The organism is Streptosporangium sp. NPDC051023 (assembly GCF_040689595.1).
Classification (GTDB): Bacteria; Actinomycetota; Actinomycetes; order Streptosporangiales; family Streptosporangiaceae; genus Streptosporangium.
The window spans coordinates 55,945-81,566 of the sequence record NZ_JBFBCE010000032.1; the positions used below are offsets into that span (position 1 = coordinate 55,945).

The window sequence follows — 25,622 nt, forward strand, 5'->3', positions numbered from 1 at the left end:
ACCCGGTACGGCTCCCGCCATACCGGCTCCCCCCACCGTGCAAAAGCCCAGGTCAGACGTCGTCGACAGGTAGTAGCCCGCGCGTTTTGGGGCACGCGGGCCGCTGGGGACGGTTGTTGTGCAGGAGGCACCCTTTACAAAGTAGATCTTCACGGCGCCTTGCGAAGCAGGAGCCGGCCGAGCTGCCCGCCACCGACCAGCTCGGCCATGACCGCGGCATACCCGGTGAGCTGCGCCCCCTCCCGCAGGAGATCGGCGCTGTGCACCGCCTTCCGCCGCCCCCGGGCAGGCTTGCCCCCGGCCCGCACGTAGGCGCTCTGCAGACCGGAGTCGACGGACACCAGCCCCGTCACGGGCGGCGTCGGCACCCACGGCCACACCGTGACCGACGCCGGATCGACGTCGTCGAGGGCGGCGATCGGGTCGCGGCCGTCGGCGACGGCCTGCACGACCGCCGCCGCGGCGAGCACGTAGTGCAGGCACGCCTGCCGGTAGGGCTCCTCCATCTCCACCTGGTGGGCCACCAGCGCTTCCCGGTAGGTGCCTGCCGCCTGCTCCAGCGCCGCGGCGTAGCGGGCCGCCGCCCGGTCGATCGCCCGCTGGCAGGCTGCGGCGGCGCGATCCCGCCGTATCACACCGGCCCGCGCGCTCGCCGGCACCTCCTTAGCCGGTGTGGGGGGCGGGAGGGTGATGGCCGGAACGTGCTCGGCGAGGCTGGCCAACTGTTCCAGGCCGGAGGCCGCCGTGGTGATGTAGCCGCGCAGCTGCGCGCACCGCTCGCCCAAGACAGCCAGGCCCTGGTCGACCTGGGCGGGCCACACCTCCGCCCCGTCGGGGTGGGGCGCGTCGATGGCCGCATAGGAGCGGGCGTAGTCAGCCCACCGATCGCGGTAGTGCTGGCGGCCCTCCTCGGTCAGGTGCAGCAGGTAGCCAAAGCGGCTTTCCGCGTTGCGCGCCTCGGCGAAGGGGGGCGTGCGGTTGGTGAGCCGCTCCCAGGCGCCGGACAGGTAGTAGACGGGGTGGCCGCCGTTGTCGTCGGCCACCCACACCTTCACGAGCATGGCCCACAGGCCCTCCGACAGCATCCCGCGCCGAGGCGCCAGGGCCCGTGCCGGATCGACGCCGCCCGCTCGGGCGACCTGGCGGCCCCACGCGGTGATCTGGACATCCAGGTGGTAGTCGGCGAAGACCGCGGGTCCGGACCGGGTGATGATCAGCTTCGCCTTCTCCAGGGTGGTGAAGGTGGCGCCCGCGCCCTGATCCCGCAGGTCTTTCGCCGCCAGGAGCTGCTGCAGGGGGCCAGTGGCGCCGCCGGCGTTGCCGACCGGCCCGTAGGGCATCCACCGCCATTCGGCGGCCGGACGGGATCGGCCGCCCGCGGCCCACGCGCCTCGCTCGGCGGCCTCGGTGTCCTGGTCGGCCCGGTAGATCACGCCCAGGTATTGCTGCTGGCGTTCGTTGAGGGCCTGCCAGGCGGCCAGGGCGCGGTCGGCGGAGGTCACCAGCCCTTCTCCAGCAGCGGCAGGATCGGGCCGACCACGCGGTTGAGGGCGGGGATGACCACTGCCAGGACGTCGTGGGCGGCCGGGGCCAGGTCCTCACCCTCGGCCGGGCAAGCCGGCAGGTCCTCCTCCCGCAGGAGAGTCTCGTGCAGTTCGAAGCGGGTGAGCAGGTAGCGGTGCTTGCGCTCCGAGAGGTCGTAGGCATCCGGGGCGAAGTAGGCGTCGCTGTAGGAGTCTCGCTCCCAATCCCTCCATGCGCCGATGCCGGGCCAGTCGGGACGGGGGCCGGCCAGGTGGATGTGGGCGATCAGACAGCCCTGCTGGCCGCCCAGGGTGGTGGACAGGATGCGCGGGTGGGAGCGCAGGTAGCCGGTCAGGATCGGGGGAGAGGCGACCTTGAAGGCCGCGGCGGCGAAGTCGGCCGCATCCCGCTCCTCCAGGGCGTAGGCGAACTCTTGGACGTGGAGGCGCAGGTAGGCGCCGTAGCGGGAGACGCCGTCGGAGGCGCTGGCGCGGTCGTCTTCGTGGTTCAGGTCGTAGGGGGCGGAGGTGTCGGTCATGGTGTGTTCCTTTCACGGTGGGGGCGGTCATGAGAACGCCCGCCCCGCGCCGGGGCAGATGCCCGGTGCGGGGCGGGCGGGGTGGTCATGATGCCGCGTAGACGATTGTGCCGCCGACGTCGATCTCCAGGGGGACGTTGCCGCCGGACAGGAGATCGGTGTTGGCGTCGTCCAGGTGGATTGAGACCCGGACGGTCTGATCGTCGGGGTCGAGGTAGGCGTAGACCTGGATGCCTGCGACCTCGATGTAGGGCTTCTCGTCGGGGACGCAGATCTGGGGGTGGAAGACAGCCCGGGTGTTGAGGTCGTCGCAACGGGCTTTGTCCGGGAAGGTCATGCGGACTCCTAATGTGCAGAAACCCGCCCCCACGGCCGTGCGGCGCGATGGGAGCGGGTTCGATCTACCTTGAACCGTTCAGGTGGTCTACTCGTCGTCGCTGGTGATCTCGGTGACCTCGTTGTTGACGACCGTGATGCTGGCGTTCGTGCCGACCGCGCAGCCGGAGATGCTGACGGTGCTGCCCGGGGTGCAGACGATTCCCTCGTTGGTCATATGCCGCTCCTTGTCGTTGTGGGGGATGTGCGGGGTGTGGTGAGTGCGGAGGATCAGCTGGGGGTGCCCGGCCGGGTGAAGCAGGAGACCAGGGCGGAGCCGAAGCCGAACTTGCCCTGCTCCTCGAAGGTGGTGTCGCCGGTGGTGTTGTCGCCGACGGTGGCGGGCGTGGGCTTGGGGGCGGGCTTGGAGTTGGTCATGAGGGCCTCCTGGTGGTCGGGGTGGGCGCCGAGTCGCTCCACTGGCGCGCCGCTCTCTATATCTATAGTACCTCTACTTAGTGCTTTAGGGGAGGTGTGGAGCGCGATTGTCGGCCAGCAGTTCGGTCAGCATGTCCTGGTGGGCGGCGAACACCTTTCCGCCGTAGGTCGCCTCTACGTAGGTGGCCAGGAGCGGGTAGGTGTCGGCGCGGACCCACTCGGCTCGCGCGGCGTCGTCGGCCGCTGCCGGGATGGGGAGATCGGCCCGGCGGACAGTGCCCAGGTAGCAGCGGGCGGGCATGGTGACCATCCACGCCTCATCGCTCGCGCGGGGGTCGGGCACGTACCGGGCCGGCAGTGCCTCCCACCGCAACCTGCTGAGGTCGAGTCCGGTTTCCTCGGTCAGCTCTCGTACGGCCGCGTCCAGCGGGACCTCGTCCGGGTTCACATAGCCCCCGGGGAGGGCCCAGCCGTGGCCGTCCATCCGCTCGACCATGACCAGCCAGCGGCGGCCGTGCTCGTCGATCGCGGTGACGAAGGCGTCTGCCGCGAGCGCCTCCCCCCAGTGGCCGAGCTGGTTTCTCCCGTGTCGGATGCCGGTCGGGTAGCGGTCGCGGCACGGGTTCAGGGGGCGGTCGTCGACCACCTCGAACCGGATCCCGGCGCGGGCCTGCCGGGTGGGCCAGTCGATCTCGGTGGGGTCGGTCTCCGGGTCGGCCCAGCCGTCGCGGACACCGGTGGTCAGGACGTCGGGGTGGGTGTAGGTGATCGTGGGGCCTTCTGATCCGTGGGTTCCGGTCATGATCGGCTCCTTCAGGGGTGAAGGTGGGTGACGACGAGGGCGGGCAGGAGGCGTCGGGTGTCGACGCGGCCGGTGAAGGTCGCAGTGTGGCCGATCTCCAGGTGGTGGTGCAGGGCGGGGTAGCGGGCGGGCGGGACGATCAGGTGGGCGGTGTGGGGGCCTTCGGCGACGGTCACCTCGGCCCACGGCGCCCCCGCGGCCGTGGTGCGCGGGGTGACGTCGGCGATGGTGGCGGTGAGGGCGGCGACGGTGCCGGCGGGGTGGTGGGCCAGGGCGGCGATACTGTTCATTCGGTTGGGGCTCCAGGCGCTCGAGTTAGTGGATCTTGAAGAGGAGTCCCTCACTGCCCCCCTTCACGGCGGGCCATCCACTCCCCGACGTCGACCCAGCGCCGCACCGGCTCCTGGTGGAAGACCTCCCCGATCAGGGCGGTGGCGCCCGCCATGCGCGCGATGCGGCCGGTCAGCCGGACCGTGCGCCCCGGGGTGGCCCGGCCGCCGTTCAGTGCCGCACGCAGTAGGGAGTTCAGGCGGGGGTAGAGCATGACCGCCAGGCGCTGGCCGTTGCCGTCGGCGAGGGTGAGGCGGTGCCACACGTGCGGGGTCGCGGCGTTGTAGGTCTGCAGGGCCGCGACGGTGCCGGCCACGGTGACGCGGCCGTCGGCGCTGCGGCCGGAAAGACCGGCGATGGCGACGACCGGCGCCGCGGCGGCCACGGCGGGCCAGTCGGCGATGGCGACGGTGTGGGGCTGGTTCGGCAGGATCAGAGTGGTGGCGGTCAGGGAGGGCAGGATCCCGCGGTGGCTGACCGGCCCGGTGAAGGCGAGGTGGCGGCCGACCTCCAGCCGCTCGCGCATGTCGGCGTAGACCTCGGCGGGCACCGTGACGGGCATGGCGTGCAGGCCGTCGGTCACGGTCACCTCGGCCCACGGCGCTCCCGTGGCCGTGGTGCGCGGGGTGACGTCGGCGACGGTGACGGTGAGGGTGACCGGGGCGCCGTCGGCGCAGTAGCCCAGGGCGGCGATCATCGCGAGGGGGCGGGGGGCGGCGGGGGCGGTGGTGAGGTCGGTCATGGGACTCTCCGATCGAAGGTCGTTTATGGAGGCAGTGTTGATTGTTCGGCTACTTAGGGATGGGGTGGGGGTTCGCCGGAGTGTGGAGGCGAACCCCCTGGTTGGGGCTCCAGGCCCTCGAGTTGGTGGATCTTGAAAGGGGGGACTACTTCTCGACGCCGATCATGGCGGCGTACAGGACCGCGGCCCGCTCCACGAACGCCGTGGTGTCGTTGTCGCGGGCGCGGTTCCCGTCCATGTCGTTGCGGCTCTGCTGCCTGCAGGCCCACATGCGCGCCTGCAGGTCCTCCTTGCTCGATGCCTCTCCCAGCCAGGCGAGGATCGGGGCGGCGTTGGCCACGACCGCCTCGGGGTCGGCGACCCCGATGGTCCGGTAGCTGGCCCAGCACAGGGCGTCATCCCGGTCGCTGGGGGTCAGGACGGCGCGGCCGAGAAGGTGTTCCTGGCAGGCCTTGCCGAGGGTGTCGTTCATGGTGGTGTTCCTTTCGCAGGTCCGGGTGGGGAGGTCAGCGGTAGTAGGGCTCGTCGTTCAGGCCGTGCTCGTAGCCGCGCTGCCAGGCGGCAGTGGTGCGCGCGTCCAGCGGGGTGGCGGTGAGCGGGGCAGATCGGGCGAAGGTCTCCTGGGACATCAGCAGGGTGCGTGACAGGCGCGGCGTCTGGTCGTGGCCCAGCACGAAGCCCACCCCGGCCGAGGAGTGGATGCCGTGGTAGTCGATGTAGGGGGGGATGTCGCCGGGCCGGGCCGAGGGGCCGAAGCGGTTCTGCAGGACTTCGTTGGTGAAGAAGTCGGCGGTGCGGTAGGCCAGGACGTCGTTGCTGAGCAGGGCGTCGAGGGCGGCGCCGCTTCCGTCGGTGAAGCCCAGGCCCGACAGCCTCTTGAGTTCCAGCGTCATCTTGATCTGCAGCCTGGGGCCCTGCTCGGCGATGTAGGCGATGGCCTTGTGCAGGGGCTCGCAGCCGGGCTGGGTGTGCAGGGTCTCGCTGGTGAACACCACGTGCAGCAGGGGGGCGGGGGTGGCGCCCTCGGCGCGGATCGCCTGGCGCTCGGCGATGGCGGCCTGCAGCGCGTGGGCCCCGGCGTGAATCTCCTGGCCGGTACTCAGGACGTGGGTGAGGGCCGATCCGGCGCCCCGGGAGAGGTTCACGGTGAGGTCGGCGTGCCGGGAGAACAACACGACGGCCGATCCGGCGGCTAGCGACTCGGCGGTGATGACGCGCAGGGCGTTGGTGGTGCCCGCCCCGGTGGCGCCGATCACCACATCCAGGCGCGGCCCGCTGACGGGGTGGGTCAGCTGGTAGAAGGCGCTCTTGCCGTCGGGGTAGAGGGCGATGTCGGCGCGGCCGGTGACATCCAGGGTCGGGTGGGTCCACTCGGCCGAGCGGCAGGGGATGGCGGCCAGGTTGGCGCGCACGAGATCACGGTGGTAGTTCATGGGGTCCTCCAGTGAGGGAGTGGGGGCGCACGGTTGCACGGGGTGGATTCACGAGGTGCGGGGCGGGGCTGTTGAGGGGTTCGCACGGCGCTCACACTGGGCGTTCACACCGTGCACGGTGGCTTTCACGGGAGCGGACCGCGTGAACGTTCACGCCCTTGGCGCACCTACAGCAGGCTCTGCAGCAGGCCGACGACCACGACGACCAGGGCGGCCTGCACCAGGCCGACCGCCCGCTGCAGGCGGCGGTGCTTGGCGCGGGCGATCTGCGCCAAGCACAGCACGTCGGCCGCCTGCCGGGTCTGGGTGTTGCCCCTGAGGGCCTCCAGCAGCTCCTCGGGGGTGCGCAGCTCGGCATAGGCCATGACGCCGGTGCTCTTGCCGGGGCGCGGCAGGCGGGGCCGGATGACGTTCAGCGCCACGGAGGAGGAGACCCCCAGCAGCATCACAGCGACGGCCAGGCCCACGCGGGCGGAGTGCGCCAGTTGCAGGGTCAGGATCGACAGGGCAGCCAGGATGCTGAACGCGGTGCCCGTGAAAGCCAGCAGGACGCCCGCCTTGGTGTCGGTGCGGGAGATCTCGGTGCGGGCGGCGTCGGCTGCGGCGAACAGGTCGGCCGAGTAGACCAGGGCGGCCTGCGGGGTCGGGTCGGCAGGGGTGGCGAGGTCCATGGTTCCTCCAGTGGGTGAGGGCGGGGGGCGGTGAGGGGCGTGCGGGTTCACCGTGGAGGTTCACGGCCCGCCGGGTGCGGGCGGGGGTGTGACACACGGTGACGTTCACGGGTGCGGGGAGGGGCGGCGCGGTGAGGGCGGGTGAGGGTTCACGGCCGCCTGTGCGTCCTCGCCGTGCGCGGCCCGGTGAGGGGGCGCGGGGTCTTCACGCCGGATCCCGGTGAGGGGTCACGGGTGAGGGTGCGCGCCCTCACCGGGCCGTGCACGGTGAGGGGGCCGGTGAGCCCTCACGGGTGTGCACGGGTGAGGGGAAGTGAGCCCCTCACCGGAGGGCTCACCGGCGTGCACGGTGAGGGCCTCACTCCCGCCCTCACTGGCGTGCACGGTGAGGGGGGCGTGCGCCCTCACCGTGAACCCCCGGCGACCTCACCGGTGAGGGTGGGTGAGGCCTCACCGGGGTCGGCCGGTGAGGTCTCCACGGCGGGGGCGGCGCCGTCGGCGGCGAGCACCCCACGGCCGATCATCAGGGCCTTCCAGCGGGCGAAGACCTCGGTGGCGCGGTCGCTGCCCATGGGACCGTTGCACAGCCGGATCTGCCGAGCCGAGATCTTGTCCGGCGACAGGTGTGAAAGCGTGCTTTTGATGCGTTCGGCCAGCTCATCGTCGGTGCAGCCGGTCCAGTCGAAGGCCGGGGGTTCGGCGGCCGACGGGCCGGGCGGCAGCGCCCTCTGGGGGCGTGGCCGGGGCGGGGCGGCGGGTGTGCGGGGGGTGCGTGCGGGCCGTGCGGGCGCCCCCGTGGGGGTGTGCACGCCCCCTCCCGGTGCCTCACTGCGCCCCTCACTGGCGTTCTCACGGTGCCCCTCACCGGGGGTGGGGGTGAGGGGAGCGCGTGCGGGCCGTGCACCCTCACTCGGTGAGGCGTGCACGCCCTCACCGTGGGCCTCACCGTGAGGGCTCACCGCCCCCTCACCGGCGTGCACGGGTGAGGGTCCGGTGAGGCCCTCACTGGCGTGCACGGTGAGGGGGGCGTGCACGCTCACCGTGTGGGGGTTCACGCCCGCACCGAGCACGGTCCGGTGAGGCTTCACGCCCTCACCCGTGGGCGTGGGAGTGAGGGCGTGCACGCCCTCACCCGTGGGGGCGGTGAGGGCTTCACGCGTGCCCGGTGAGTCCTTCACGGCGTTGGGCTCACGACCCGAACCGTGGGTGTCCTGCTCACCGTGCGTGAACGTTGGAGGGGTGGAGGCGTGCACGGCCGCGCCCGGTGCGGTGGCGGTGAGGGCGTGCGAGGCCGTGCGTGAGGAGGCGTGCAGGATCACGTTCAGCGCCCGGAAGGTGGCCACGTCACCCGCGATCGGGAACAGCCACTTCAGCTCCAGGTCGGGTGCGAACTCGAAGGCGCCGAAGATGTCCTCCACCATGTCGGCCTGGGCCTTCAGGCTCAGGATCATGCCGATGGCCGTCACGACGTAGATCGAGACCTTGCCCACCCAGCCCTCGTCATCGTCGGCCAGTTCCGGCATCCACCCGGCCAGGAACACCGGCAACGCCCCGGCCAGCACTCCTAAGATGACGTTTCCGCCGATCAGGACCATATCCACCGGTTTGTTGGGTGGGGTGTCGAGGCCCCCCATGAGCTGGCGGATGGAGTGCCACACGTTCAAGGTCAGGGTCACGCCGCCCGCGCCGTACAGCAGGATGCGGGCGGCTCTCAGGCGGGCTTCGAGGGTCTTCGCCATGATCGTCAACGCCTTTCGGGGGTCACAGTTAGTAGTTGTCAAGGGGGGAGGTGGGGGAGTAGCCTCACGCGCGCACGTGCGCTCGCGCGCGTGTAGCTCGCACCGACGCTCCTCCTCCTGCCGGAGCAGGAGGAGGAGGACAAACAGATGCCCTCACGTCACGTGACGACGGGGAGGGTCAGGCGGCCCAGATGTAGACGCCGCGCCCCTCCTGCTCGATCAGCCGGTTGGTCTTCAGATCGGCCAGGAGATCGAAGGCGCGAGACGGGCTACAGATGCCGGCGGCGCGGATGTCGTCCATCGTCAAGCGGCCCTTCTGCTGGAACAGGGCGATCAGCTCGTCCCGGGCGCCGGGGGGGTTGCCGCGTCCGGCCCGCAGCGGGGTGACGTTGGATCCGCCCCCGCCCTTCTCCTCCCTGTCCCCGCCTTTCTCCTCTCTGTCCCCGCCCTTCTCGGCTTCCTCGGCCAAGCGCTCCAGGTCGCGGATGCCGTTTTCGTAGCCGCGCTGCCAGGCCTCGGCGGTGCGGTCGTCGAGCTTGTTCCGGCCGGTGACGTGCTGGGTGAAGGCGGTCGGGGACATGTAGGCGGTGCGGGAGACCAGGGTGCGGCCCCCGCCGTTGATGACGTAGCCGAGGCCGGTGGTGGGCCGCTGCATCGTCATCGGGTCGAAGTAGTGCGGCAGCTCGTGGGGAGCGATTTCCAGGCCGGCGGCGTTGAGCATCCGCGTGGTCTGGACACTGGCGACCCGGTAGGCGATTACGTTGCCGCCGAGCAGCTGCTCTCTGACGTCGGTGTCGTCGTCGAACGCACTGCCCGAGGGGCGCTGCAGCAGGACGCTGACCTTCATCCAGACCTTGCGGCCCTCCTGGACGCCGGCGAGGATCGCCGCCCGCACCGGGTCGCTCTTGAGGATCGCCTTGTTGCTGGCCTCGTCCCAGATGGAGTGGAGGATGGGGTGGCCGAAGTCCGGGCCGAACCGGTCGACGCCGACTTCCTCCACCATCGTCAGTCGTTCGGCCAGCGCCTCCTTGAATCCCATCGCCCCGGCGTAGATCTCCCCGGCGTTGAGGTAGGCGCCGGTGCAGTGCGGCACGATCTCCAGGAAGCTCGCCCCGCCGTGCGGGTCGAACAACTTGACGGCCGAGCCGTACAGCATCGACTCGCCGATCGCCACCCGGATGCCGGTCGACTTGCCCGACCCCGACACACCGGCCCACAGGTCGTGAGGGGTGCCCCAGCCGGGCTTGTACAGCGAGTACTGCGCCCACCCCGACCCGTCGGGGTAGACCGCCAGCGGGACCAGGCCGGTGGCCTGGTCCAGGGTCGGGCCGGTCCACTCGATCAGCCGGTCGAGGGGGTTGCGCTCCAGCACGATGATCCGGCCGCGGGTCTTGTAGCCTTCCCGGTCACGCTCGATGTAGATCTTGCTGTCGACGTCGGGCCGGTCCAACGTCGCCTTCATCTCATCCAGCGCGGCGTGCATCGCAGGGTAGGTGTGGCGCTGGACGCCACCGTCGATGGTCCAGGCCGTCCCGTTGAATTCGCCCTCGTGGTCGAAGATCTCCTCCGGGTCGGCTAAGAAACTGCCGGGCAGCAAGTGGCCCTTGGCCCCGACGTGCCCTTCCCAGGCGAGCTGGTGCTCATGCGGCGCCGGTGGCGCCTCGATCGCCGGCAGCGGATCCGGCGCGGTCAGCTGCAACTGCTCGGCCTCGACCATCGGCTCCTCGGCCTCGGCGATGCTGTCGCGGTGCATCCACCACCACGGCACAGCCAGGAGCGAGCCGCCCACGGTCAGGGCCGAGGGCAGGTAGCTGCTGGCCATGCTGGTGCCGAACTCGGTCGCCGCGGCGGCCCACACGGTGGCCGCGCCCAGGCATCCGCCCGCCCATACCGAGCGCCACCGCTCGGTCCGCAACCAGGTGCGGACCTTGGAGGAGGCGACGCCGACCAGGACGGCCGCGCCGGTGCCGATCAGAACCTGCATCGGCTGGGCGCCGTTGTCGTGCAGGCCGGTCCCGGCCACGTGCAGGGCGACCATCGCCCCGGCCGGATACAGGCCGACGCGGGCCCGCTCGAACAGGCTGCGGGTCGCATCCCGGGAGGCGGCGTTGAGGTTCGCGCCGAACGCCGCGGCGCGGGTCTGTGCTCCGCTCCTCGAAGGAGGGGCGGCCTCAGGGGTGATCGTGTCGGTCATGGTGTCCCTCCTTCGAAGGGCGGGCCGGGCGGCGGTCGCCCGGCCAGACGGGTTGCGGGTTTTCAGGAGTTGCCACGGGCGCCGTAGTAGCGGGTGTCGCGGGCGACCGAACCGCGGGCTGCGGTCACGGCGTCCTGGACGTTGTCACCGACCCGGACCTGCCTGCGGAAGGCGGCCTGGGCGGCTTTGGCGGCTTCGTCGGCCTTCGCCTCCAGGGCGTGGGCCAGGAGGTTGGCCTCAGCCATCAGCCCCACCACCTCGCCCCATTCGGCGGCCACCGGGCCGCCGATTCCGGCCTCGACCATGCGGTCGTAGGCATTCCCGGCGGCTGCCGCCAGCCTCGAAAAGCCCTGGGCGGCACCGGAGGCGACGGCCGCTCCGTCGTCTGCGTTCCGGAAGACCTTGCGGTTGTAGTCCTTGTCGTCCTCGTGACTGCCGGTCGCGCCCCCGTGCGCCAACCCCCCTCCAGCGGTGCGTGCGGGGGCGTTGACGCCGGGCACCAGTGAGTACTTGGCTGCCATGTCGTCTCCTTGCGTTCGGGATGGATCTTCAGTGCGGGGGAGGGGTGTCAGGCCCGGCCACGTGGCCCCGGCAAGCGGGGTGGTCGCGGCGGGCGGGGTGGATGGGGTGTCGATGCGTTCGGCGACCACCTGGGCGGCAGGCGCGGGGGCGGTCTGGGGGATCGCGGTCGCGGTGGGGGCGGGGCCGGGGGTGAGGCGTTCCAGGCGCTCGAACACCGGCCCGCCCAATTCGCCCGGCCCAGTAGCCGGACCCTGCGGCCCGCCCGCCGGACCTGCGGGGTCCGGTGGGCGGGGCGAGGGCGGGGCCTCCGGCCGGGGCGGTTCAAGCTGCCGCGGCCCACGCCCCACTTCGCCCGGGGCGTCGGCACGGCGGGTGCCGACCACGGTCACGTCGTACTCATCCTGCGGAGGAGTCCAACCTGGCCGCTTCCCGCGGGGGGCATCGCCCTGGCCGCCGCGCGCCCCCTGCTTGGGGGCGTCCTCGGTGCCGGGCTCGGCACCCTCCGGGCGCTGCTCGTCGTCGAAAACGAACGGCTCCTCGGGGGTGTCCTTCGCGTCACCGCGGCCCTTCAGCCGGTCGTAGCCAGCCTTGGCGGCCTTGGCCGCAGCGCCGACCCCGGCCGCTGCTCCCCACAGGGGGGCGTCCCAGTGACCGTCGCGGCGCCGCTGAAGGGCGTGCCCCATACTGCCTCGGCCCGCCGCGGCGCCCCCGGCCGAGCCTGACCCGGCTGCCTCCGACCCGCCACCCTTCGCAAGCGCCTCGGCGGTGCGAAGGATGGCGTAGCCGATCATGTACATGACGAAAACGGTGACCAGGGCCTTACCGATGACGTCCTGTATTAGGTCCACGGCGGTCTCTCCTACATCACCGAGGCGAGCATGGTCTGGGCGTACTCGTTGATCCCGCCGGACACGGCGGTGATCGTCGCGGCCAGGCCGCCGCCGCTGGACGCGGCGATGATCGGCAGGGCGAAGGCGATGCCGTAGCTGGAGTTCTTGATGCCGCCGCCGTCGAACATGTCGACGACGAACAGGATCACCCCGGCGAGCATCGCCAGCGGGAAGATCTTCACGCCCGTGCCGAGCAGCTCGATGTTGAAGGAGGCCAGCAGGTTGCCGACCCACTGCTGGGCCAGACCGAACCCGGCGGCGGCCAGCATCAGGATGTTCAGCCGCGGCAGGACGGCCTTGTTCTGGTCGTACAGGAACTTCAGGAACTTGATCTTCTGGATGCGGCCTTTGGTGCCGTAGTTCAGCGCCCAGAAGATCACGAGGAGCAGCAGGGACGCTGCGGTAGTGGTCATCGGCGTTCCTCCTTTCTGGTTCAGCCCGTGGTCCGGGCCTTGATGTTGGCGATCACGATGTAGGCGACCAGCGCCAGCCCGGCGCTGCGGAGACGGCGCTGGCTCAGCCAGGCCAAGGCGTAGAGGGCCAGAGTGATCGGCAGGGCGATCAGCACCGTGTGGAGCACGTAGATGAGCGCGTCGATGCCGTTGACCAGGTCGGAGCTGGTGTTCAGCCCCCACCCGGGGCGGCCGTCGCGGCGCTCCTGCCGTTCGTAGCGCAGGCGGTACCACAGGTCAGCCACCGAGGTCGGCTGCTCCAACATCCACCTCTGCGGCACGCTGCGACCCTCGCCGCGTTCCCTGCGGGCCGCTTCGTCATCGCGGGCGTCCTGCGTCCACTTGCGGAGCACGCCTCCCCAGTCGACCGGCTGGCGCTTGGGGGCCGGAGGCTCCGGCCAGGGCGCCTTCCCCTCCTCGGCCGGGGCCGAGGCGTTGGGTGCGGTCTGCTCCTGCTGCGGGGCCGGGCCGGGCGCCCCCTGCGGTGGCCCGGCCGGCGGCGGGGGGGTGGTCGGCGGTGGTGCCTGGGGGGCATTGGCCGGTTGGGCGGGCGTCACCGGCGGCGTGCCGTCCGCCGGGCGCGCCTGGCGGCCCAGCGGGATCGTGGTCTGGCCCCTGCGCTGGAACGTAGTCTTGTCCCAGCGTCCCTGCGGGGGGACACCGTTGGTGCCGTTGGTCGGGAAGTCGCTCATTGCGGTCCTCTCGGAATTTTTTCACTCTGATTGCTCAGGTACTTAACGACCCGCCAGCCGACGTCCTCGGCTTTTCTCAGGTCGCAGGTGTTGATGAGATCGGCGCGGAAGAGGTTGTAGGCCGCGTCCGCCTTCTCCACGAGCGTCAGAGCCTTGTTCAGCCGGTCGAGGTGGAAGGCCCGCTGACCGGCGCGCCGGTCGGCGCGCCGGGGGATCTTCTCGCTCTCCTTGATCAGGGCTCTGACGACCCGCCAGCCGACCTGTTCGGCCCTGGTTGGCGCGGAGGTGTTGACGAGGTCGGAGCGGAAGAGGTTGTAGGCCGCGTCCGCCTTCTCCACGAGCGTCGGCGCCTCGTTCAAGCGCCGAAGGTGGAAGGTGCGCTGTGCGGCGCGCCGGTCGGCGCGCCGCACCCGTGCGTTGGTCACGCGCTGTCCCGCGTTCTCCCGCCCCCGCCGATGTCGGCCAGGAACCAGCTGACGTCGTCGGTCTTGACCATCAGCGGCACCTGGTCGGCCCGATCGGGGTGGATGGTGATGACCGTCCAGCCGGGCGTCTCATCCGGGGCAACCCGGATCTCCTCATTCCCGGCCGGCCGCGTCAGGCCCTCCACCAGGATGGATCGGGGGAAGCGGCGGTCGTGGTCGAAGGGGACCCGCATGTCGCGCTGGTAGGCGCGCATGGTGACCGACTCCGGATCGGCCGGGTCGTGGTTCAGGGTGGTGACGATGATGTCGAGGTAGCCGGGGTCGTCCTCGACGAGGTCGTTGTCGGCGGGCTCGCCCCAGAACACGCCGGTCATCTGCGCGATGATCCGGCTCGTCTCGTTACGGGTCTCGATCATGCTCCCGCCTCCTGCAACGCCGGGGCGGGGTGGAACTCGTTGTCGAGGTCCGCGGCCGTGAGACCGTGGCCGTTGGGGCACCAGTACTGGACCGGGCCGCCGTCGACCTCGACCCGGTGACGGGTGCAGGTCGGGCGGGGTGAACGTGACACCATGGTTGTGGAACCTCCGTCAAGGGGTGGATCCGGATTGCTCAAAGGGGCGCACCTCATGCCCGGGGTGCGTCCTGAGCCTTTCCAAGGGGTGGTGCGGGGAGCACACCCGCGAAGCGGGCGAACTCGCATGGGGGGCTCGCGTTGATCAACGGGACATATCGGAATGGCCGTCTCTCTGCTTTGTGCCTGTCCACTGTGGAGTTCTCAAGATCGCAGGCTTGCCGCCCTGAGCGCTTTCACCAAGTGGTGTTAGCGTTCTGGGGCTGACACTAAGAGGTCTACGCACACCCGTCAAGGGGTCTTTGTGAATTCGCTAAGTAGTGTTAGCGTTCTACGTTATGAGAACCCGAAGGGAGGACCAATGATCATCAACATTCCGGAGATCCTGGCGCGGATCGACGAGGTCGCTGACCCTCTGGAGAAGATCCGGCAGGTGGGGGGCGCCCTCAGCGAGGTCAAGAACCTGACAGCCGAGCTGTCGCGAGTCCGTCGCGACGAAGTTGAGCGGCTGATCGCCGGCAAAATAATGTCGCAGAACGAGATCGCCAGACAGGTGGGACTGACCAGCGCACGCATGAGTCAGTTGCTGACCTCTGGCCCTGCACCTGAGCGGGCATTTTTCGGCGTGGGCGTCAAGACAGTGATCGTCGCCGTTGCCCAGAAGATGGAGGCGGAGAAGGCCAAGCCGGGCCCGGTCGTCTCCGTCGATGACATGTGGGCCTACGACAACCTCCGCGTCCTGGTCGAGGACCTTGGGTTTGACTCCGCCTACGAGGTCATCCCGCCACCTGGAAACGTTCGCCTGAACCGCGACGGGCTGGTCATCGTGTGCGGGCCACGCCACTCCTCGCTGATCTCCCAGATCCTGGAGTCGGACGACAAACTCGCCTTCGAGAAGGACAGCAGCGGGTGGTACCTCGTTGATCGAGTGACGGGCACTGCCTACCGGTCCGCCGAAGACTCAGGCGGGAACGGCGACACCGCCTACCTGGGACGCCTGCCCCGCCCAGACGGCAAGGGGACCTTCCTCTACATCGCGGGCATCCACGCCGCTGGCGCGGCCGGAGTCGTGCACTACCTGCAGAACGAGCTACCGAACCTCTACCGGGAAGTCCGGCACCGTCGCTTCTCCACCCTGATCTCCTGCCAGTACGACCCCAACAGCCGTAAGGTGATCGACTCCGAGCGCATCACGCCGATCTACCGGCACGAGGCGTAGCCTGCATGAACATCTCCTTCGAGAGCCGCAGCGGCTCGGCCGGCCGACCCAACGAAGACTGGGCCGCGGCGACTCCTCACTCGGTAGTTGTCCTCGACGGCGTCACCGCACCCCGTCTCCTCCCCGAGACGGGGTGCCTGCACAACGTTCCCTGGTACACCCACCACCTCGGCACACGCATGATCGCCCTCATGGATGAGAGCCTGGATCTCCCGGCGGTGCTCGCCGCCGCCATCGAATCTGTAGCCGACCTTCACCGCGACACCTGCAACCTGGTCAGCCCCGCGATCCCCTCGGCAGTGGTGGCCATGCTGCGTCACCGTGGCGACGTGGTCGACTACCTGGTCCTGGCTGACGCCGTGATCGCTCTGGACACCTGCAATGGCATCCAGATCATTTCCGACACCCGCGTGGAGCAGGCCGCACCCGAGGCAACGGCGCGCACCCGGGAGGATCCGATCGGTTCCCCCGAGCACCAGCAGGCCGTGGCCATCATGTCGGTCGAACAGCTCAAGCGGCGCAACGTCGAAGGTGGCTACTGGGTGGCGGGCGCCGACACAGAGGCCGCCGCCCAGGCGATCGTCGGCCAGATACCGGCTGCAGAGCTACGGCGCGCGGCGATCCTCAGCGACGGGGCGTCCCGGGTCGTCGACACCTTCCACGAGATGAACTGGTCGGATTGTCTGGACTACCTCGACGAACAGGGGCCCCACGGACTGATCAACCACGTTCGTCAGATCGAGAACAGCGATCCCGAAGGACTGATGTGGCCCCGGTTCAAAACCTCCGACGACGCAACCGCGGCCTTGATCCGAATGTGCTGACCCTGCATCGCGGCGAGAAGCGCTCGCCTCCGATGCCGTCGAGTTACCCGGCGCTGACCCTCTGTCAGCGCTACGCTCTCGCCATGTCCCAGCCGCACGACAGGGCCAGGACATGATGAGGGGCCGCTAGCTGCTCGAACAGCTACGGCCCCACGAGATCGATGTATCCCGCAATACCTTCGACGTGTATCTCAGAAAGGCTCGATCTAGTGCCGAGTCTAGCAAGCCATGCCCAACTACGGGGCGTTGACGTTCCACCTCCGCCACGCCCACCGAAGACCAGGCAGAATGTCCGGGTTCCGGCCGCATTGCTGCTCGACCCGGCCCGCGCCGGGCTGGATGTGTGGCTGTGGGCCGAGTACGACAGTGTCGGCCGGAGCGGGCCAACGAACGCTGGCCGGGAGTTCCTGGCCGAGCGGCTCGGTGGCGGCACCACGACCATCGACGATGCCCGGCGCCGCCTGATCGGTGACGGCTACCTGTTCAACCAGCGCCTGGGCCGCCGTAAGACGTCGGTGCACAAGGTGCTGCGGCACCCCTCGACGACCGGCGCCCGCTATGCGGAGGTCCCGGCCTGGACGCTGGCCATGGTGCGGCTGATCCCCTCCCGCCACCCGGGCACGATCCGGCCGGACGCCTGGCGCATCTACTGCCAGGCCATCCTGACCAAGGGCCGTAACCGGGAGCTGTGGAGCATGACCACAGCGAAGCTCGGGGCGTGGATCGGGGCGTCGGCGACCACCGGAGCCCGGCGGCTACGGGAGCTGGAGGAGGCCGGGCTGTTCGAGGTCATCGGCGCAGGCGGTACGGAGTTCACGATCCGCATCGCCCTGACCCCTGAGCGGGCGGAGTGGAACGCCGCGTGGTTCGCCGCCCATGGCCGCCAGGTCGACGCCGAGGGCCTCCACCAGCCGCCTGCAGATTCCGGCACTCACTCCGAGGCGCCGGGGGAGCCCGCCGCGGCGCCCGATGATCTTTTTTTTGTGCCTCAAGATCAACCAGATTCCGGGGGTCACGCCCCGCAGATTCCGGCACTCCTTAGAGAGACAACCATGCTTAGAACAACCGTGTCTGGGGCGCGGTGCGCGGTGGTTGGGTGTGGACCTCAGGTGAGTGAGCGCACCCGGCCCGTCACGACCACCGCGCCCCCAGCCCCCCAGGTCTCGATCTCGTTGAAGACGTTCCCGATCACGGCCGACATGGCGCGGTGGCTGAAGGCCAACAAGCCGCAGTTGGACGCCGACGTGCGCGGTCACCACGAGCGGTTCGTCGATCACTGGTACGGCGAGGAGAAACCGCTGGGCGAGTGGCAGCGGTTGTGGCGGGGGTGGATGCGCATGGCACACCCGCGGCTGCCGGAGGGGTGGATGCCGTCGGCGTCGCTGTGGGCGCACGCTCAGGCCGTGGGGCCTGACATCGATCTGCCACAGGAACTGGACGCCTTCCTCGATGATTGCTACGCCCGGGAGCGGCGGATGGCCGACCCGGCGCGGGCCTGGCTCGACTGGGTCCGCGAGGCGCAGGCGTGTGAGGAGGACGAGTGATCCAGATCGTGGGGCAGTACCGTGCCGGGGGTCATGACCGGTGGCGGGTCATCAGGGCGGGCAATCACCTGCTGGTGTTCCCTGCCGACGAGGACGGCATCCAGTGCGTGGTCGCGACCAAACGGCGGGCCCGGTGCCGCAACCGCTTGGACGACAGCTGGACGGACCTGAACGTGGTGACGGTCACCCAGGACGGGCGCCGGGTGCAGGTCGACGTCGAGGAGAGCCGCCTGTCGGCCGAGGAGCTGATGGCGCAGCGGTGCGCCACCCACCACGGCAGCGACGCCCCCGACCACGTGCCGGTGGAGTGGGCGGCCTTCAACATCGACCACCACGCCGACCTGGCCGTGCCCTCCTTCAGCGGGAACGTGTGGGCCGACACCGGGGCGCTGGTGCGGGCCTTCCGCGCCGGGGCGGAGGCCTTCCGCGCCGCGGTAGTGGAGTTGCAGGCCGCGGCCGGGGGCGTGCAGTCGTCGCCGGAACTACTGTCGGCGGCGGTCGCGGGCGCGGTGGCCCGGGACCTGAACGCCTGGCTGACCACGGGGACCTCCCCGCAGCTAGAGCTGGAGGAGCGGCAGCGGGTCGCGGCGGAGGCCCAGTGGGCGGAGCTGAAACAGCAGGCTGCCGACATGTCACAGAGATGAGACCGTCTCGTAGCGGTGTGTAGCACTACGCTTGGAAAGCTGGTCTACCCCACGGCACAGATCCTGGAGGACCTGTTGAGCCCATCTTCCCCCCGGCGTGATCGGCGCCCTCGGTCGCAGGTGATCGCCGAAGACGTGCTGCAGATGATCCTGACCGGCGAGGTCAAACCCGGCGAGCAACTGCCGAGCCAGACCACGCTGACACGCCGCTACCAGGTCACCCGGCCGACGGTCCGCCAGGCCTACGCGCGGCTGATCAACTCCGGGCATGTGGTGGCCCGGCCGCGCGAGGGCTACTACGTACGCGCCGACCGGCCGATGACCTGGCACATGACCCGCCGCAACAGCCGAGAAGTCACCACCGAACGATCGGTGGACCCGTGGGTCGCGCTGGCGCAGGACGCCGGATATCGGGCGCGCCAGACGATCCAGGTCCGCACGGTACCGGCGCACACGATGGTGATGGGGGAGCGAATCGGCGACATCCTCGGCCTACCGGCCACCGGCCTGGCCGTGGTCCGGGACCGGGTGCGATTCCTGGACGAGGTGCCGACCGAGCTGGCCGCCAGCTACTACCCCTACGACCTGGTGCGGAACATGCCGGCGATGCTGAACCCAGCCGACATCCAGCCGGGTATCTACCCGATGTTCGCCGCCGCTGGACACGACAAGACACGGTTCGTGGACGCGGTGCGGCCCCGGATCCCGAGCCCCGCCGAGGCCAACCTGCTGGAGCTGGAACCCGGGTCGGTGGTGCTGGAGATGCTCCACCGCAGCTTCTTCACCCCCGACGACGAGTGCCTGCTGGTGCGGCACTCGGTGTATGCCGCCTCCGCCACGACGTTCGTGTGGGAGGTGACAGCGTGAGCATGCCGTCGGCACGAGTCGCTACGGCCTGTTACGCACTGCAGCGGGCCCGGCCCGCCGACATCCGCACCGTCTCCACGCTGCTGGTGGAGGCCGCGCGGTGGATGAACGGCCGCGGCTACGACGCCTGGCGAGTCGACGGATTCCCCGATCAGCGGATCCTGCCGTGGATCGAGGCGGGCACCTGCTGGATCCTCACCGACCCGCGCGCCGGCGGGCGGCCGGTGGCCACCTTCACCCTGGACGCCCTGCCCGATCCCGAGCACGTGGCCGCCGACCTGGTCATCGAGGGGGAGAAGTTCACCGATGCGCTCGTGCTGCACAAGATGGCCGTCGCCCGGCACACGGCCGGGCAGGGGATTAGCACGCTGATTCTGGAGTGGGCGCTGGATCGCACCGCCCGCTCCGTGGTCGACCCGCGCACCGGCGTTGCCCGGCAGTGGCTGTGGCTGAACGTGGCACGGCGGGCGCGGCCCCTGCAGGCCTGGTACGCCCTGCACGGGTTCGAGCACGTGACGACGGTGGAGGTGCCCGGCCGAAAGTCGGGGATGCTGATGCGGCGCTTTGCCCGGGTGGACGCCCGAGCCCGGAACCGGTTCGCCGAGGCCAAGCGCTGACCAACGACGACGGCCCCCGCCCCGGGGAAAACCGGGCGGGGGCCGTCGTCGCGTCTATGGGGCGGCGGGCGGGGTCAGCGGTACAGGTCGGCGATCAGCGCGGCCAGGCCGTCCTCGGCGCGGCCGAGGGCCGCGTCCATGGCGGCGGAGTCCTGCCCGGCATCCTGCAGGTCGCGGTGCAGCCGGTGACCGATGCCGTCGATAACCCCGGTGGTGAGAGTGGCGGCGGGAAGGCCCAGGCCGATCAGGGCGCGCGACAGGTCGCCCAGTCGGCGGGAGAACAGGCCCACGACGACCTGCACCCCCTCGACGGAGGTCTTGACCACCTTGCGGGCGGCGATGATCTCGGCGTGCAGGAGGCGCAGTTCGGCGGCGGCATCCACGCCGGGCGCCGACCCTGCGGAGACCGGGGGATCGGCCACGATGACGAACTCCGACCAGACCTGCTCGGCGTGCGCCTTGGCCGCGGCCTGGCCGGGCATGTGAGCCGGAACCGGGTCGGCGTCGCGGAGGTGGTCACGCTGCACCTGCACGCCTGGATGGCCGATGCCGGGCAGGAGAAAGAACAACTCGGTGCAGTCGGCGTCGTGGTGCTTGAGGACGAAGCGCACCTGGCCGTCGATGACACCGGCCTCGGTGTAGGGGTCGCGGCCGGGCGCCCAGGTGATGACGTTCACGACGCCCCTTCGCCGGTGCGCTGCAGGATCTCGGCGAGCTCCGGGGGCAGGGTGATGCCTGTCTTGCGTCCGCGCCACAAGATCTCCTCGATCTGACGCCGCGCCTCGGGCAGGTCGAAACGCTCCTCGCCGTCGGTGAAGTCGGGGGCGTTGCTCATCAGTCCTCCAGGGTGAACAGCTCGGGGTGGGTGTCGTACAGGTTGCGCAGCAGGTCGGCGACGGCCAGGTGGGGGGCGGTGCCGTGGCCGACGTCGAGGGAGTAGTCGGGCTGCCGCTCGCGGTCGGGGTGGTAGGTCGCGGAGTGGAAGCCGTTGTCGCAGTCGATGAGGATTCGGGTGCCGTCGATGGGGCGCAGGACGGGGCGGGGCATGGCGGCTCCTTGCCGGTGGGGGTGCGGGTGCTGGTTATCGGGCGTTGTGCTGATGGCTGGTGGTCGGCGCGACGGTGCGGATCAGGTCCTCCAGCGGGCGTTTGCCGGCACGGCGGGAGGCGGGGTCGGCGCCTTTGAAGATCGCTTCGAGGCGGTCGAATTCGCGCGTGACCTTGGCGACGGAGGTGTCCATGGCCGCTTTGGTTACCGCACCGAGCTGTTCCAACCCGTCCTTGAGGTGCTCCTCGATGCGGCCGTCGACTCTGGCAGGGATGCTGTCGATGAGTTCGACGACAGCGCGGCGTTCGGCGCGCAGGTCCTTCAGGAGGCCGTGGGCCTCGCGGATCAGCTCGCGCAGTTCCTCAGTGCCGGACGTCGAGGCGGTCATGGTGGCTCCATTCGGATCGGATGATGGTGATGCGGGTCAGACTTCGTCGGCGCGGCTGCTGCGGCACGGCGGGCACAGGTAGCGGCGGGCCTGCTCGGGCGGCATGCCGCACACCTCGATGAGGTAGGGGTCGGCGACCAGCGGCGCGTCGCGATCCCCGCACAGCTCGCACGGCGCCTGGGTGATCCCGGCGGCCTTGAGGCCGTTCAGCATGATGTGCTCGACGTCCTGCAGGATCCGATCCCGGTCGGTGTGTTCGTCGGCGTTGACGTCGGCGATGAAGTCGGCGATGGCAAGCAGGGTGGCCCGCGGGTCGGGATCGCCCGCCCGCCGGGTCAGCTCCTGGCGCCAGACGTCCTCGGCGAGGCCGGCCAGGTAGTCGGGGTCGTTGTGTGCCCAGGCGCGACGCTCGGGGGTGTCGGTGGTGCGGGTCAGCAGCCAGGCCTGCGGGCCCAGGTGCGGGGTGATCGTGAAGACCTCGATGCCATCGGCGCGGGCTCGTTCGACCCGGCCGTCCTGGGTCCAGTGCAGACGGCCCATCAGGTTCTCCTTCGAGTGGGGCGATCAGCGCCGGATGCCGGGGCGGGGGGAGGACGTCGGCGCGGTAGCGGCGGGCAGGGCCTTCCTACCGTGCGCGCGGCGGCACCGAACCTTCGTGGCCAGGACCATGACCATGGGGACCATCAGGAATTTGATGGTCAGCCAGGTGGTCGAGGGCCAGAAGACCCATGAGGCCGGGTGGCCGGGGGAGAGGGTCTTGTCGATGATCACGCAGAGCAGTGCGAAGCAGGCGGCCAGGTCGATGAAGTCGATTCCCCAGCCGAGGACCCGCAGGCAACGCCTTTTGAATGTCATGCTATTGACTGTACGGCTACTTAGCTAAGTTGTCCACGACTTCCCGTCGATTGGCCTCGCCGGGCCGGGTGGCCAGATCGGCTTGCACGGCAAACTAAGTAGCCGTACAGTCGATGTGTGCAGGTCGGGCGACCTGCTCCACTCCCAGGAGATGACCTTGGACTACACCTCGGCCGCCGCCGCGGCCCTGCCCGACGAGTACGACCGCCTGGTCTGGCACGCCAACCACATCCGACTGCCCGACGAGCGCACCCAGGCGCTGGCCGACGCGCTCCGCGACGCCCGCGCCAGCCGCGCCAGCGGCGACTACCACGCGGCACTGACCGCCCTGGCGTCCGGCTACGACCAGCTCGCCGACAACGGCGGCCGGGCCACGGTGGTGGTGACCACCACCGACATCACCGCCACCATCATCGACGCCACCGCCATGCCCGGCCCCGGCTACCAGCCCAAGCAGACCACCTTCCCCGCCGGAAGCGTCGTGATCGCCCGCCCCGGCGACAGCGGCGGCCTGGTCGCCTTCCGCGGCGACCTCGCCATCCGGCTGGCGTCCGGCCAGTACGTTCCGCTGGCCGCCTGAACCCCCACCCGACACACGAGGACAGGCCGAGCGGCCTGCCCTCCTGCCACCCCCCTCAGGAGCACCCATGGACCACACCACCGCAGCCGAGGATGCCTTCGACGGTGAGTTCCGTCGCCTCAACGTCCGCTTCGGCCACTCCCTGGACCTGCCCGCCGCCGCCGTGGCCACGGTCCTGGACCACATCACCGCTGCGCACAAGGCCCGCGTCGCGGGCGAGCACCGCACCGCCCTGGCCGCTTTGGTCGAGGCCCACAACGCGATGAACCGGTACGGCGACGCACCCATGGCGGCGGTCGTCACCACCACCGACGTGCACTGCGGCGACGGCGCGACGACGACGTTCACCGCCGGGCGCGCCATCATCGTGCACCTCTACGACGAGGGCGCGATCGGCTTCGATCCCGAGGGCTACATCGTCGACCTGGTCGCCGCCCAGTACGAACAGCTGGCCGTCTGACCTCCACGAAGCGCCAGTAAAAACCTTCATCCCCGCCTCGCGCCCGCCCGCCAGAGAAGAGAAGCCGATGACTGACACCATCTATGACGAGCTGCTCCGCGACGCCAACACGCCGGGCTCCCAGCCGCCCAACCCCGGGGAAGCGGAGCCGGTCCTGCAGGTGATCGAGGACGCCTACCGCGCCGCCCGGGTCGACCCGCGGGAAGGCGAGCAGACCGAGCGAGCCCTGGACGGGATCCCGTTCCTGCTGCAGCGCCTGCGCGCCGTCGAGCGGGAGCTGGCCCGATGGCAGTGCCTGCCCAACACCGTCGAATACGTGATCACCGACGGTGAGGAGCCGACCGGCCAGGAGGAGCGGGTGAGCGTGCAAGAAGCGGGCGCCGTCAGCGACGCCCCCACGCTCGGGACCCCCTACATCCAGACCACTTACGTCCGCTCCTGGTCCGCCTACGTCCCGCCGTTGTTCTGAGGCTTCGCTCCCGCCCCGCCCCGGCCGGGGCGGGGCGGGGCGGGGCGGAAAGCCCTCGGCCCCGAGCCGGGCTGCCAGCCCCATCAGCCCTCATCGGTGTATGGCCCCTACAGCCAGGCGCAGGCCGTGCTCGGGGCCCGCCACCTCAACGCCCCCAAGGCGAAAACCCGCTACCGAATCACCCTGGCCGCCCCCATGCCCCTGATGCGGTGGATCGACCTCCCCGACCCGAAAGAAGACCACCAATGAGACCCCTCCGGGCCGTCGTCGACCTGGCACGGCCGTCGTTCACCCAGCCGCCCCTGACGCACTTCCAGCTGGCGGCCCTCGGTGGGATAGCGGCACATCTCACCACCCAGCCGATCCTCGCCCTCGCCTTGGTGATCGCCGGGAGCCTCGTGTGGAGCGGATGGATCGCCGCGCATCTGGAAAGGCGCCGCGACCGTCGGCATGGCACCGCCGCATCGACTCGCGGCCAGAAAGCCGATCAGCAGCAGCCCCCATGGCGGGAGGTATGTCGGCGGCTTCGCGCCCGCTTTCCCGACGCGGTGCTCCACACGGTGGAGACCTGCTCGCCCGGCGAGCACGACGACCACTGCCGCGGCTCCGCCCAGGTCGGCTTCCTGAACGGGCACACCATCATCGTCTCCCGCTGTCGCCACGACGTTCCCGACCCCGACGCCGCCTATATCCTGGCCCATGAGGTGGCCCACCTGACTGGCGCCCGCTGGACCGGCTTGAACGCCGCCGTCCTGGCTGCGCCCGTGGCCGGACCTGTGATCGGGTTCCTGGCCGGCCTGGCGGTCGCCGGTCCCGCAAGACCGTTCACCGCCGCGGGAGCGGCAGGACTGGTGTTCGTGGCGCTCCATTGGGCCACCGAACTCTCCTGCGACGTGCAGGCCCAGCAGGACGTCGGCCGCCGGGCCGCCGTGCAGTGTTGGCGGCGCACCCTGGCCCGGGATCGGGCCCTCCCATGGGGCGAGCGGATCATGTACGTCGTGAACCTGGCCTACGTCGGCACCCACCCGCCGACCTGGCTGCGCCTGATTGTCGCCCATCTGGCGGGGGATCGAACTCCCGCCGCCATAGCGTGAAAACCGCTTCCTCTGACTTCGGAAGGTTCGATATGGCCCGTATCACCTGGAAGGACAGCAAGTACGGCGGCCGTGACGGCTACGTCGGCAGGCACCAGTTCTTCTCCATTGCGTGGAAGACCCGCCGAGACGACCCCAACTACACGCTCACTTCCACGCTGGACGGCTACAGGAGGCTCGCCGAGAAGAATGACGACGCGAACGTGCTGAAGGGGGAAGCCGAGAAGGTCTTCGAGGCGTTCGTCGCCGAGTTGGGGGCGGTGTTCCCTCCCACTGAGCGGGACTGACTCCGGGCGATCTTGGAAGGAGTGCCGCAGCAGAACACCCCGGCGAGCAATCCAGTGGAGTGGATATCGCCATCGGCCCGGCCCCGCTTCGTGCGGGCGCCGGGCCGTTGCACGTCGGCGACACGCCGCCCTGCCAGGCAATCCGTAACGCGCTGCGGGTTGCGCACTACGGTACGGGTGTGATTGGTGATGTAGAACGCGCCCGTAGCGCAAACGAGCGAATCAAGGCCAACCTGGCGACCAACCGGGACCTAGCGCGCGAGCGTGACGTCGAAATGGCCCGCCTGCACATCCTGGACGCGCTGCCGCAGGCCGAGATCGCCCGCCGCCTAGGGGTCAGCGAGTCGGCCGTACGGCTGGCCGTGCGCCTGTACGGCGAAGCCGAGCGCCAGCGCGCCCAGAAGACCGCCGTGAACGTCACGCTCCCGGTCGCCGGATAGGCGGGGTCC

At 70.3% G+C, this 25,622-nt stretch carries 38 protein-coding genes; 13 read left to right on the forward strand and 25 right to left on the reverse strand.

Annotation, left to right across the window (positions count from 1 at the left end):
• Nucleotides 1–149: 149 nt before the first annotated feature.
• The 19 genes from AB0395_RS21935 to AB0395_RS22025 form a co-directional block, all read right to left on the reverse strand.
• A complete protein-coding gene (locus AB0395_RS21935) occupies nt 150–1,502 on the reverse strand; it encodes a hypothetical protein (RefSeq protein ID WP_366283148.1) in 1,353 nt (450 codons plus the stop codon).
• Nucleotides 1,499–2,062: a hypothetical protein gene (locus AB0395_RS21940; RefSeq protein WP_366283149.1), complete on the reverse strand. Its 564-nt coding sequence runs from the start codon at nt 2,060–2,062 to the stop codon at nt 1,499–1,501. The genes AB0395_RS21935 and AB0395_RS21940 overlap by 4 nt, the downstream gene beginning before the upstream one ends.
• An 85-nt stretch (nt 2,063–2,147) precedes the next feature.
• Nucleotides 2,148–2,399, reverse strand: a complete 252-nt coding sequence (locus AB0395_RS21945) for a hypothetical protein (RefSeq protein ID WP_366283150.1) — start codon at nt 2,397–2,399, stop codon at nt 2,148–2,150.
• 87 nt (nt 2,400–2,486) lie between these two features.
• A complete protein-coding gene (locus AB0395_RS21950) occupies nt 2,487–2,615 on the reverse strand; it encodes a hypothetical protein (protein ID WP_366283152.1) in 129 nt (42 codons plus the stop codon).
• Nucleotides 2,616–2,668: 53 nt separating this feature from the next.
• Nucleotides 2,669–2,815 (reverse strand): hypothetical protein, encoded by a 147-nt coding sequence (locus AB0395_RS21955; protein WP_366283154.1) that lies wholly within the window; start codon nt 2,813–2,815, stop codon nt 2,669–2,671.
• A gap of 85 nt (nt 2,816–2,900) precedes the next feature.
• Nucleotides 2,901–3,617 carry an NUDIX domain-containing protein gene (locus AB0395_RS21960; protein ID WP_366283155.1) on the reverse strand — a complete coding sequence of 239 codons (717 nt, stop codon included), beginning with the start codon at nt 3,615–3,617 and terminating at the stop codon, nt 2,901–2,903.
• Between the two features lie 11 nt (nt 3,618–3,628).
• On the reverse strand, nt 3,629–3,907 hold the full coding sequence (locus AB0395_RS21965; RefSeq protein ID WP_366283156.1) for a hypothetical protein: 279 nt from the start codon (nt 3,905–3,907) through the stop codon (nt 3,629–3,631).
• Between the two features lie 50 nt (nt 3,908–3,957).
• Complete coding sequence (locus AB0395_RS21970; protein WP_366283158.1) at nt 3,958–4,689, reverse strand: hypothetical protein; 732 nt, start codon at nt 4,687–4,689, stop codon at nt 3,958–3,960.
• 145 nt (nt 4,690–4,834) lie between these two features.
• A complete protein-coding gene (locus AB0395_RS21975) occupies nt 4,835–5,161 on the reverse strand; it encodes a hypothetical protein (RefSeq protein ID WP_366283160.1) in 327 nt (108 codons plus the stop codon).
• A gap of 34 nt (nt 5,162–5,195) precedes the next feature.
• Nucleotides 5,196–6,122 carry a hypothetical protein gene (locus tag AB0395_RS21980; protein ID WP_366283161.1) on the reverse strand — a complete coding sequence of 309 codons (927 nt, stop codon included), beginning with the start codon at nt 6,120–6,122 and terminating at the stop codon, nt 5,196–5,198.
• Between the two features lie 167 nt (nt 6,123–6,289).
• Nucleotides 6,290–6,793 (reverse strand): Pycsar system effector family protein, encoded by a 504-nt coding sequence (locus AB0395_RS21985; protein ID WP_366283163.1) that lies wholly within the window; start codon nt 6,791–6,793, stop codon nt 6,290–6,292.
• Between the two features lie 404 nt (nt 6,794–7,197).
• Nucleotides 7,198–8,532 (reverse strand): hypothetical protein, encoded by a 1,335-nt coding sequence (locus AB0395_RS21990; RefSeq protein WP_366283165.1) that lies wholly within the window; start codon nt 8,530–8,532, stop codon nt 7,198–7,200.
• Between the two features lie 178 nt (nt 8,533–8,710).
• Complete coding sequence (locus AB0395_RS21995; RefSeq protein WP_366283166.1) at nt 8,711–10,726, reverse strand: hypothetical protein; 2,016 nt, start codon at nt 10,724–10,726, stop codon at nt 8,711–8,713.
• A gap of 62 nt (nt 10,727–10,788) precedes the next feature.
• The gene (locus tag AB0395_RS22000) at nt 10,789–12,096 is read right to left on the reverse strand and encodes a hypothetical protein (protein ID WP_366283167.1); all 1,308 of its coding nucleotides are present in this window, start codon (nt 12,094–12,096) and stop codon (nt 10,789–10,791) included.
• An 11-nt stretch (nt 12,097–12,107) separates the two neighbouring features.
• A complete protein-coding gene (locus AB0395_RS22005; RefSeq protein WP_366283168.1) occupies nt 12,108–12,551 on the reverse strand; it encodes a hypothetical protein in 444 nt (147 codons plus the stop codon).
• Nucleotides 12,552–12,571: 20 nt separating this feature from the next.
• Nucleotides 12,572–13,282 (reverse strand): hypothetical protein, encoded by a 711-nt coding sequence (locus AB0395_RS22010; RefSeq protein ID WP_366283169.1) that lies wholly within the window; start codon nt 13,280–13,282, stop codon nt 12,572–12,574.
• A complete protein-coding gene (locus tag AB0395_RS22015; RefSeq protein ID WP_366283171.1) occupies nt 13,279–13,707 on the reverse strand; it encodes a hypothetical protein in 429 nt (142 codons plus the stop codon). Before AB0395_RS22015 ends, AB0395_RS22010 begins: the two co-directional genes overlap by 4 nt.
• Entirely contained in the window at nt 13,704–14,123 is a 420-nt protein-coding gene (locus tag AB0395_RS22020) for an SsgA family sporulation/cell division regulator (protein WP_366283172.1), read from the reverse strand. The genes AB0395_RS22015 and AB0395_RS22020 overlap by 4 nt, the downstream gene beginning before the upstream one ends.
• Nucleotides 14,120–14,278 (reverse strand): hypothetical protein, encoded by a 159-nt coding sequence (locus AB0395_RS22025; RefSeq protein ID WP_366283174.1) that lies wholly within the window; start codon nt 14,276–14,278, stop codon nt 14,120–14,122. The genes AB0395_RS22020 and AB0395_RS22025 overlap by 4 nt, the downstream gene beginning before the upstream one ends.
• A gap of 361 nt (nt 14,279–14,639) precedes the next feature.
• Here AB0395_RS22025 and AB0395_RS22030 point away from each other — a divergent pair, with 361 nt between their 5' ends.
• From AB0395_RS22030 to AB0395_RS22055, 6 genes are all read left to right on the forward strand, one after another.
• On the forward strand, nt 14,640–15,497 hold the full coding sequence (locus tag AB0395_RS22030; protein WP_366283176.1) for a sigma-70 family RNA polymerase sigma factor: 858 nt from the start codon (nt 14,640–14,642) through the stop codon (nt 15,495–15,497).
• A gap of 5 nt (nt 15,498–15,502) precedes the next feature.
• Nucleotides 15,503–16,321 (forward strand): integrase, encoded by an 819-nt coding sequence (locus tag AB0395_RS22035; RefSeq protein WP_366283177.1) that lies wholly within the window; start codon nt 15,503–15,505, stop codon nt 16,319–16,321.
• A 308-nt stretch (nt 16,322–16,629) separates the two neighbouring features.
• A complete protein-coding gene (locus tag AB0395_RS22040) occupies nt 16,630–17,865 on the forward strand; it encodes a hypothetical protein (RefSeq protein ID WP_366283178.1) in 1,236 nt (411 codons plus the stop codon).
• Complete coding sequence (locus AB0395_RS22045) at nt 17,862–18,509, forward strand: hypothetical protein (protein ID WP_366283179.1); 648 nt, start codon at nt 17,862–17,864, stop codon at nt 18,507–18,509. Before AB0395_RS22040 ends, AB0395_RS22045 begins: the two co-directional genes overlap by 4 nt.
• A gap of 120 nt (nt 18,510–18,629) precedes the next feature.
• Nucleotides 18,630–19,376, forward strand: a complete 747-nt coding sequence (locus tag AB0395_RS22050) for a GntR family transcriptional regulator (protein ID WP_366283256.1) — start codon at nt 18,630–18,632, stop codon at nt 19,374–19,376.
• Nucleotides 19,373–19,993 carry a hypothetical protein gene (locus AB0395_RS22055; RefSeq protein WP_366283180.1) on the forward strand — a complete coding sequence of 207 codons (621 nt, stop codon included), beginning with the start codon at nt 19,373–19,375 and terminating at the stop codon, nt 19,991–19,993. Before AB0395_RS22050 ends, AB0395_RS22055 begins: the two co-directional genes overlap by 4 nt.
• Nucleotides 19,994–20,067: 74 nt before the next feature.
• Here the strand turns inward: AB0395_RS22055 and AB0395_RS22060 are convergent, their stop codons facing one another.
• From AB0395_RS22060 to AB0395_RS22085, 6 genes are read right to left on the reverse strand one after another with little or no spacing between them, the layout of a single operon-like run.
• Nucleotides 20,068–20,670, reverse strand: a complete 603-nt coding sequence (locus AB0395_RS22060) for a hypothetical protein (RefSeq protein WP_366283181.1) — start codon at nt 20,668–20,670, stop codon at nt 20,068–20,070.
• Nucleotides 20,667–20,828: a hypothetical protein gene (locus tag AB0395_RS22065; protein WP_366283183.1), complete on the reverse strand. Its 162-nt coding sequence runs from the start codon at nt 20,826–20,828 to the stop codon at nt 20,667–20,669. Before AB0395_RS22065 ends, AB0395_RS22060 begins: the two co-directional genes overlap by 4 nt.
• The gene (locus AB0395_RS22070; protein WP_366283184.1) at nt 20,828–21,040 is read right to left on the reverse strand and encodes a hypothetical protein; all 213 of its coding nucleotides are present in this window, start codon (nt 21,038–21,040) and stop codon (nt 20,828–20,830) included. Before AB0395_RS22070 ends, AB0395_RS22065 begins: the two co-directional genes overlap by 1 nt.
• A gap of 34 nt (nt 21,041–21,074) precedes the next feature.
• The gene (locus tag AB0395_RS22075; RefSeq protein WP_366283185.1) at nt 21,075–21,428 is read right to left on the reverse strand and encodes a hypothetical protein; all 354 of its coding nucleotides are present in this window, start codon (nt 21,426–21,428) and stop codon (nt 21,075–21,077) included.
• Nucleotides 21,429–21,464: 36 nt separating this feature from the next.
• Nucleotides 21,465–21,968, reverse strand: a complete 504-nt coding sequence (locus tag AB0395_RS22080; RefSeq protein ID WP_366283187.1) for a hypothetical protein — start codon at nt 21,966–21,968, stop codon at nt 21,465–21,467.
• A 24-nt stretch (nt 21,969–21,992) separates the two neighbouring features.
• Entirely contained in the window at nt 21,993–22,283 is a 291-nt protein-coding gene (locus AB0395_RS22085; RefSeq protein WP_366283189.1) for a hypothetical protein, read from the reverse strand.
• A gap of 157 nt (nt 22,284–22,440) precedes the next feature.
• Here AB0395_RS22085 and AB0395_RS22090 point away from each other — a divergent pair, with 157 nt between their 5' ends.
• The 7 genes from AB0395_RS22090 to AB0395_RS22120 all read left to right on the forward strand — a co-directional run bounded on the left by AB0395_RS22090 (nt 22,441) and on the right by AB0395_RS22120 (nt 25,613).
• On the forward strand, nt 22,441–22,863 hold the full coding sequence (locus tag AB0395_RS22090; protein ID WP_366283191.1) for a hypothetical protein: 423 nt from the start codon (nt 22,441–22,443) through the stop codon (nt 22,861–22,863).
• Nucleotides 22,864–22,930: 67 nt separating this feature from the next.
• Complete coding sequence (locus AB0395_RS22095; RefSeq protein ID WP_366283193.1) at nt 22,931–23,323, forward strand: hypothetical protein; 393 nt, start codon at nt 22,931–22,933, stop codon at nt 23,321–23,323.
• A gap of 67 nt (nt 23,324–23,390) precedes the next feature.
• Nucleotides 23,391–23,792, forward strand: coding sequence for a hypothetical protein (locus tag AB0395_RS22100; RefSeq protein ID WP_366283195.1), 402 nt, complete (start codon nt 23,391–23,393; stop codon nt 23,790–23,792).
• Nucleotides 23,793–23,888: 96 nt separating this feature from the next.
• Nucleotides 23,889–24,041 (forward strand): hypothetical protein, encoded by a 153-nt coding sequence (locus AB0395_RS22105; RefSeq protein ID WP_366283197.1) that lies wholly within the window; start codon nt 23,889–23,891, stop codon nt 24,039–24,041.
• Nucleotides 24,038–24,886: a hypothetical protein gene (locus tag AB0395_RS22110; protein WP_366283199.1), complete on the forward strand. Its 849-nt coding sequence runs from the start codon at nt 24,038–24,040 to the stop codon at nt 24,884–24,886. Before AB0395_RS22105 ends, AB0395_RS22110 begins: the two co-directional genes overlap by 4 nt.
• Before the next feature lie 32 nt (nt 24,887–24,918).
• On the forward strand, nt 24,919–25,173 hold the full coding sequence (locus tag AB0395_RS22115) for a hypothetical protein (RefSeq protein ID WP_366283201.1): 255 nt from the start codon (nt 24,919–24,921) through the stop codon (nt 25,171–25,173).
• A gap of 179 nt (nt 25,174–25,352) precedes the next feature.
• Nucleotides 25,353–25,613 (forward strand): hypothetical protein, encoded by a 261-nt coding sequence (locus AB0395_RS22120; protein WP_366283203.1) that lies wholly within the window; start codon nt 25,353–25,355, stop codon nt 25,611–25,613.
• Nucleotides 25,614–25,622 lie beyond the last annotated feature (9 nt).

Bases quoted from the DNA above. Each gene is read 5' to 3' on its own strand.
- AB0395_RS21940 (WP_366283149.1), bottom strand. From the start codon at position 2,062: ATGACCGACACCTCCGCCCCCTACGACCTGAACCACGAAGACGACCGC.
- AB0395_RS21945 (WP_366283150.1), bottom strand. From the start codon at position 2,399: ATGACCTTCCCGGACAAAGCCCGTTGCGACGACCTCAACACCCGGGCT.
- AB0395_RS21950 (WP_366283152.1), bottom strand. From the start codon at position 2,615: ATGACCAACGAGGGAATCGTCTGCACCCCGGGCAGCACCGTCAGCATC.
- AB0395_RS21955 (WP_366283154.1), bottom strand. From the start codon at position 2,815: ATGACCAACTCCAAGCCCGCCCCCAAGCCCACGCCCGCCACCGTCGGC.
- AB0395_RS21960 (WP_366283155.1), bottom strand. From the start codon at position 3,617: ATGACCGGAACCCACGGATCAGAAGGCCCCACGATCACCTACACCCAC.
- AB0395_RS21965 (WP_366283156.1), bottom strand. From the start codon at position 3,907: ATGAACAGTATCGCCGCCCTGGCCCACCACCCCGCCGGCACCGTCGCC.
- AB0395_RS21970 (WP_366283158.1), bottom strand. From the start codon at position 4,689: ATGACCGACCTCACCACCGCCCCCGCCGCCCCCCGCCCCCTCGCGATG.
- AB0395_RS21975 (WP_366283160.1), bottom strand. From the start codon at position 5,161: ATGAACGACACCCTCGGCAAGGCCTGCCAGGAACACCTTCTCGGCCGC.
- AB0395_RS21980 (WP_366283161.1), bottom strand. From the start codon at position 6,122: ATGAACTACCACCGTGATCTCGTGCGCGCCAACCTGGCCGCCATCCCC.
- AB0395_RS21985 (WP_366283163.1), bottom strand. From the start codon at position 6,793: ATGGACCTCGCCACCCCTGCCGACCCGACCCCGCAGGCCGCCCTGGTC.
- AB0395_RS21990 (WP_366283165.1), bottom strand. From the start codon at position 8,532: ATGGCGAAGACCCTCGAAGCCCGCCTGAGAGCCGCCCGCATCCTGCTG.
- AB0395_RS21995 (WP_366283166.1), bottom strand. From the start codon at position 10,726: ATGACCGACACGATCACCCCTGAGGCCGCCCCTCCTTCGAGGAGCGGA.
- AB0395_RS22005 (WP_366283168.1), bottom strand. From the start codon at position 12,551: ATGACCACTACCGCAGCGTCCCTGCTGCTCCTCGTGATCTTCTGGGCG.
- AB0395_RS22010 (WP_366283169.1), bottom strand. From the start codon at position 13,282: ATGAGCGACTTCCCGACCAACGGCACCAACGGTGTCCCCCCGCAGGGA.
- AB0395_RS22020 (WP_366283172.1), bottom strand. From the start codon at position 14,123: ATGATCGAGACCCGTAACGAGACGAGCCGGATCATCGCGCAGATGACC.
- AB0395_RS22025 (WP_366283174.1), bottom strand. From the start codon at position 14,278: ATGGTGTCACGTTCACCCCGCCCGACCTGCACCCGTCACCGGGTCGAG.
- AB0395_RS22030 (WP_366283176.1), top strand. From the start codon at position 14,640: ATGATCATCAACATTCCGGAGATCCTGGCGCGGATCGACGAGGTCGCT.
- AB0395_RS22035 (WP_366283177.1), top strand. From the start codon at position 15,503: ATGAACATCTCCTTCGAGAGCCGCAGCGGCTCGGCCGGCCGACCCAAC.
- AB0395_RS22065 (WP_366283183.1), bottom strand. From the start codon at position 20,828: ATGAGCAACGCCCCCGACTTCACCGACGGCGAGGAGCGTTTCGACCTG.
- AB0395_RS22070 (WP_366283184.1), bottom strand. From the start codon at position 21,040: ATGCCCCGCCCCGTCCTGCGCCCCATCGACGGCACCCGAATCCTCATC.
- AB0395_RS22075 (WP_366283185.1), bottom strand. From the start codon at position 21,428: ATGACCGCCTCGACGTCCGGCACTGAGGAACTGCGCGAGCTGATCCGC.
- AB0395_RS22080 (WP_366283187.1), bottom strand. From the start codon at position 21,968: ATGGGCCGTCTGCACTGGACCCAGGACGGCCGGGTCGAACGAGCCCGC.
- AB0395_RS22085 (WP_366283189.1), bottom strand. From the start codon at position 22,283: ATGACATTCAAAAGGCGTTGCCTGCGGGTCCTCGGCTGGGGAATCGAC.
- AB0395_RS22095 (WP_366283193.1), top strand. From the start codon at position 22,931: ATGGACCACACCACCGCAGCCGAGGATGCCTTCGACGGTGAGTTCCGT.
- AB0395_RS22100 (WP_366283195.1), top strand. From the start codon at position 23,391: ATGACTGACACCATCTATGACGAGCTGCTCCGCGACGCCAACACGCCG.
- AB0395_RS22110 (WP_366283199.1), top strand. From the start codon at position 24,038: ATGAGACCCCTCCGGGCCGTCGTCGACCTGGCACGGCCGTCGTTCACC.
- AB0395_RS22115 (WP_366283201.1), top strand. From the start codon at position 24,919: ATGGCCCGTATCACCTGGAAGGACAGCAAGTACGGCGGCCGTGACGGC.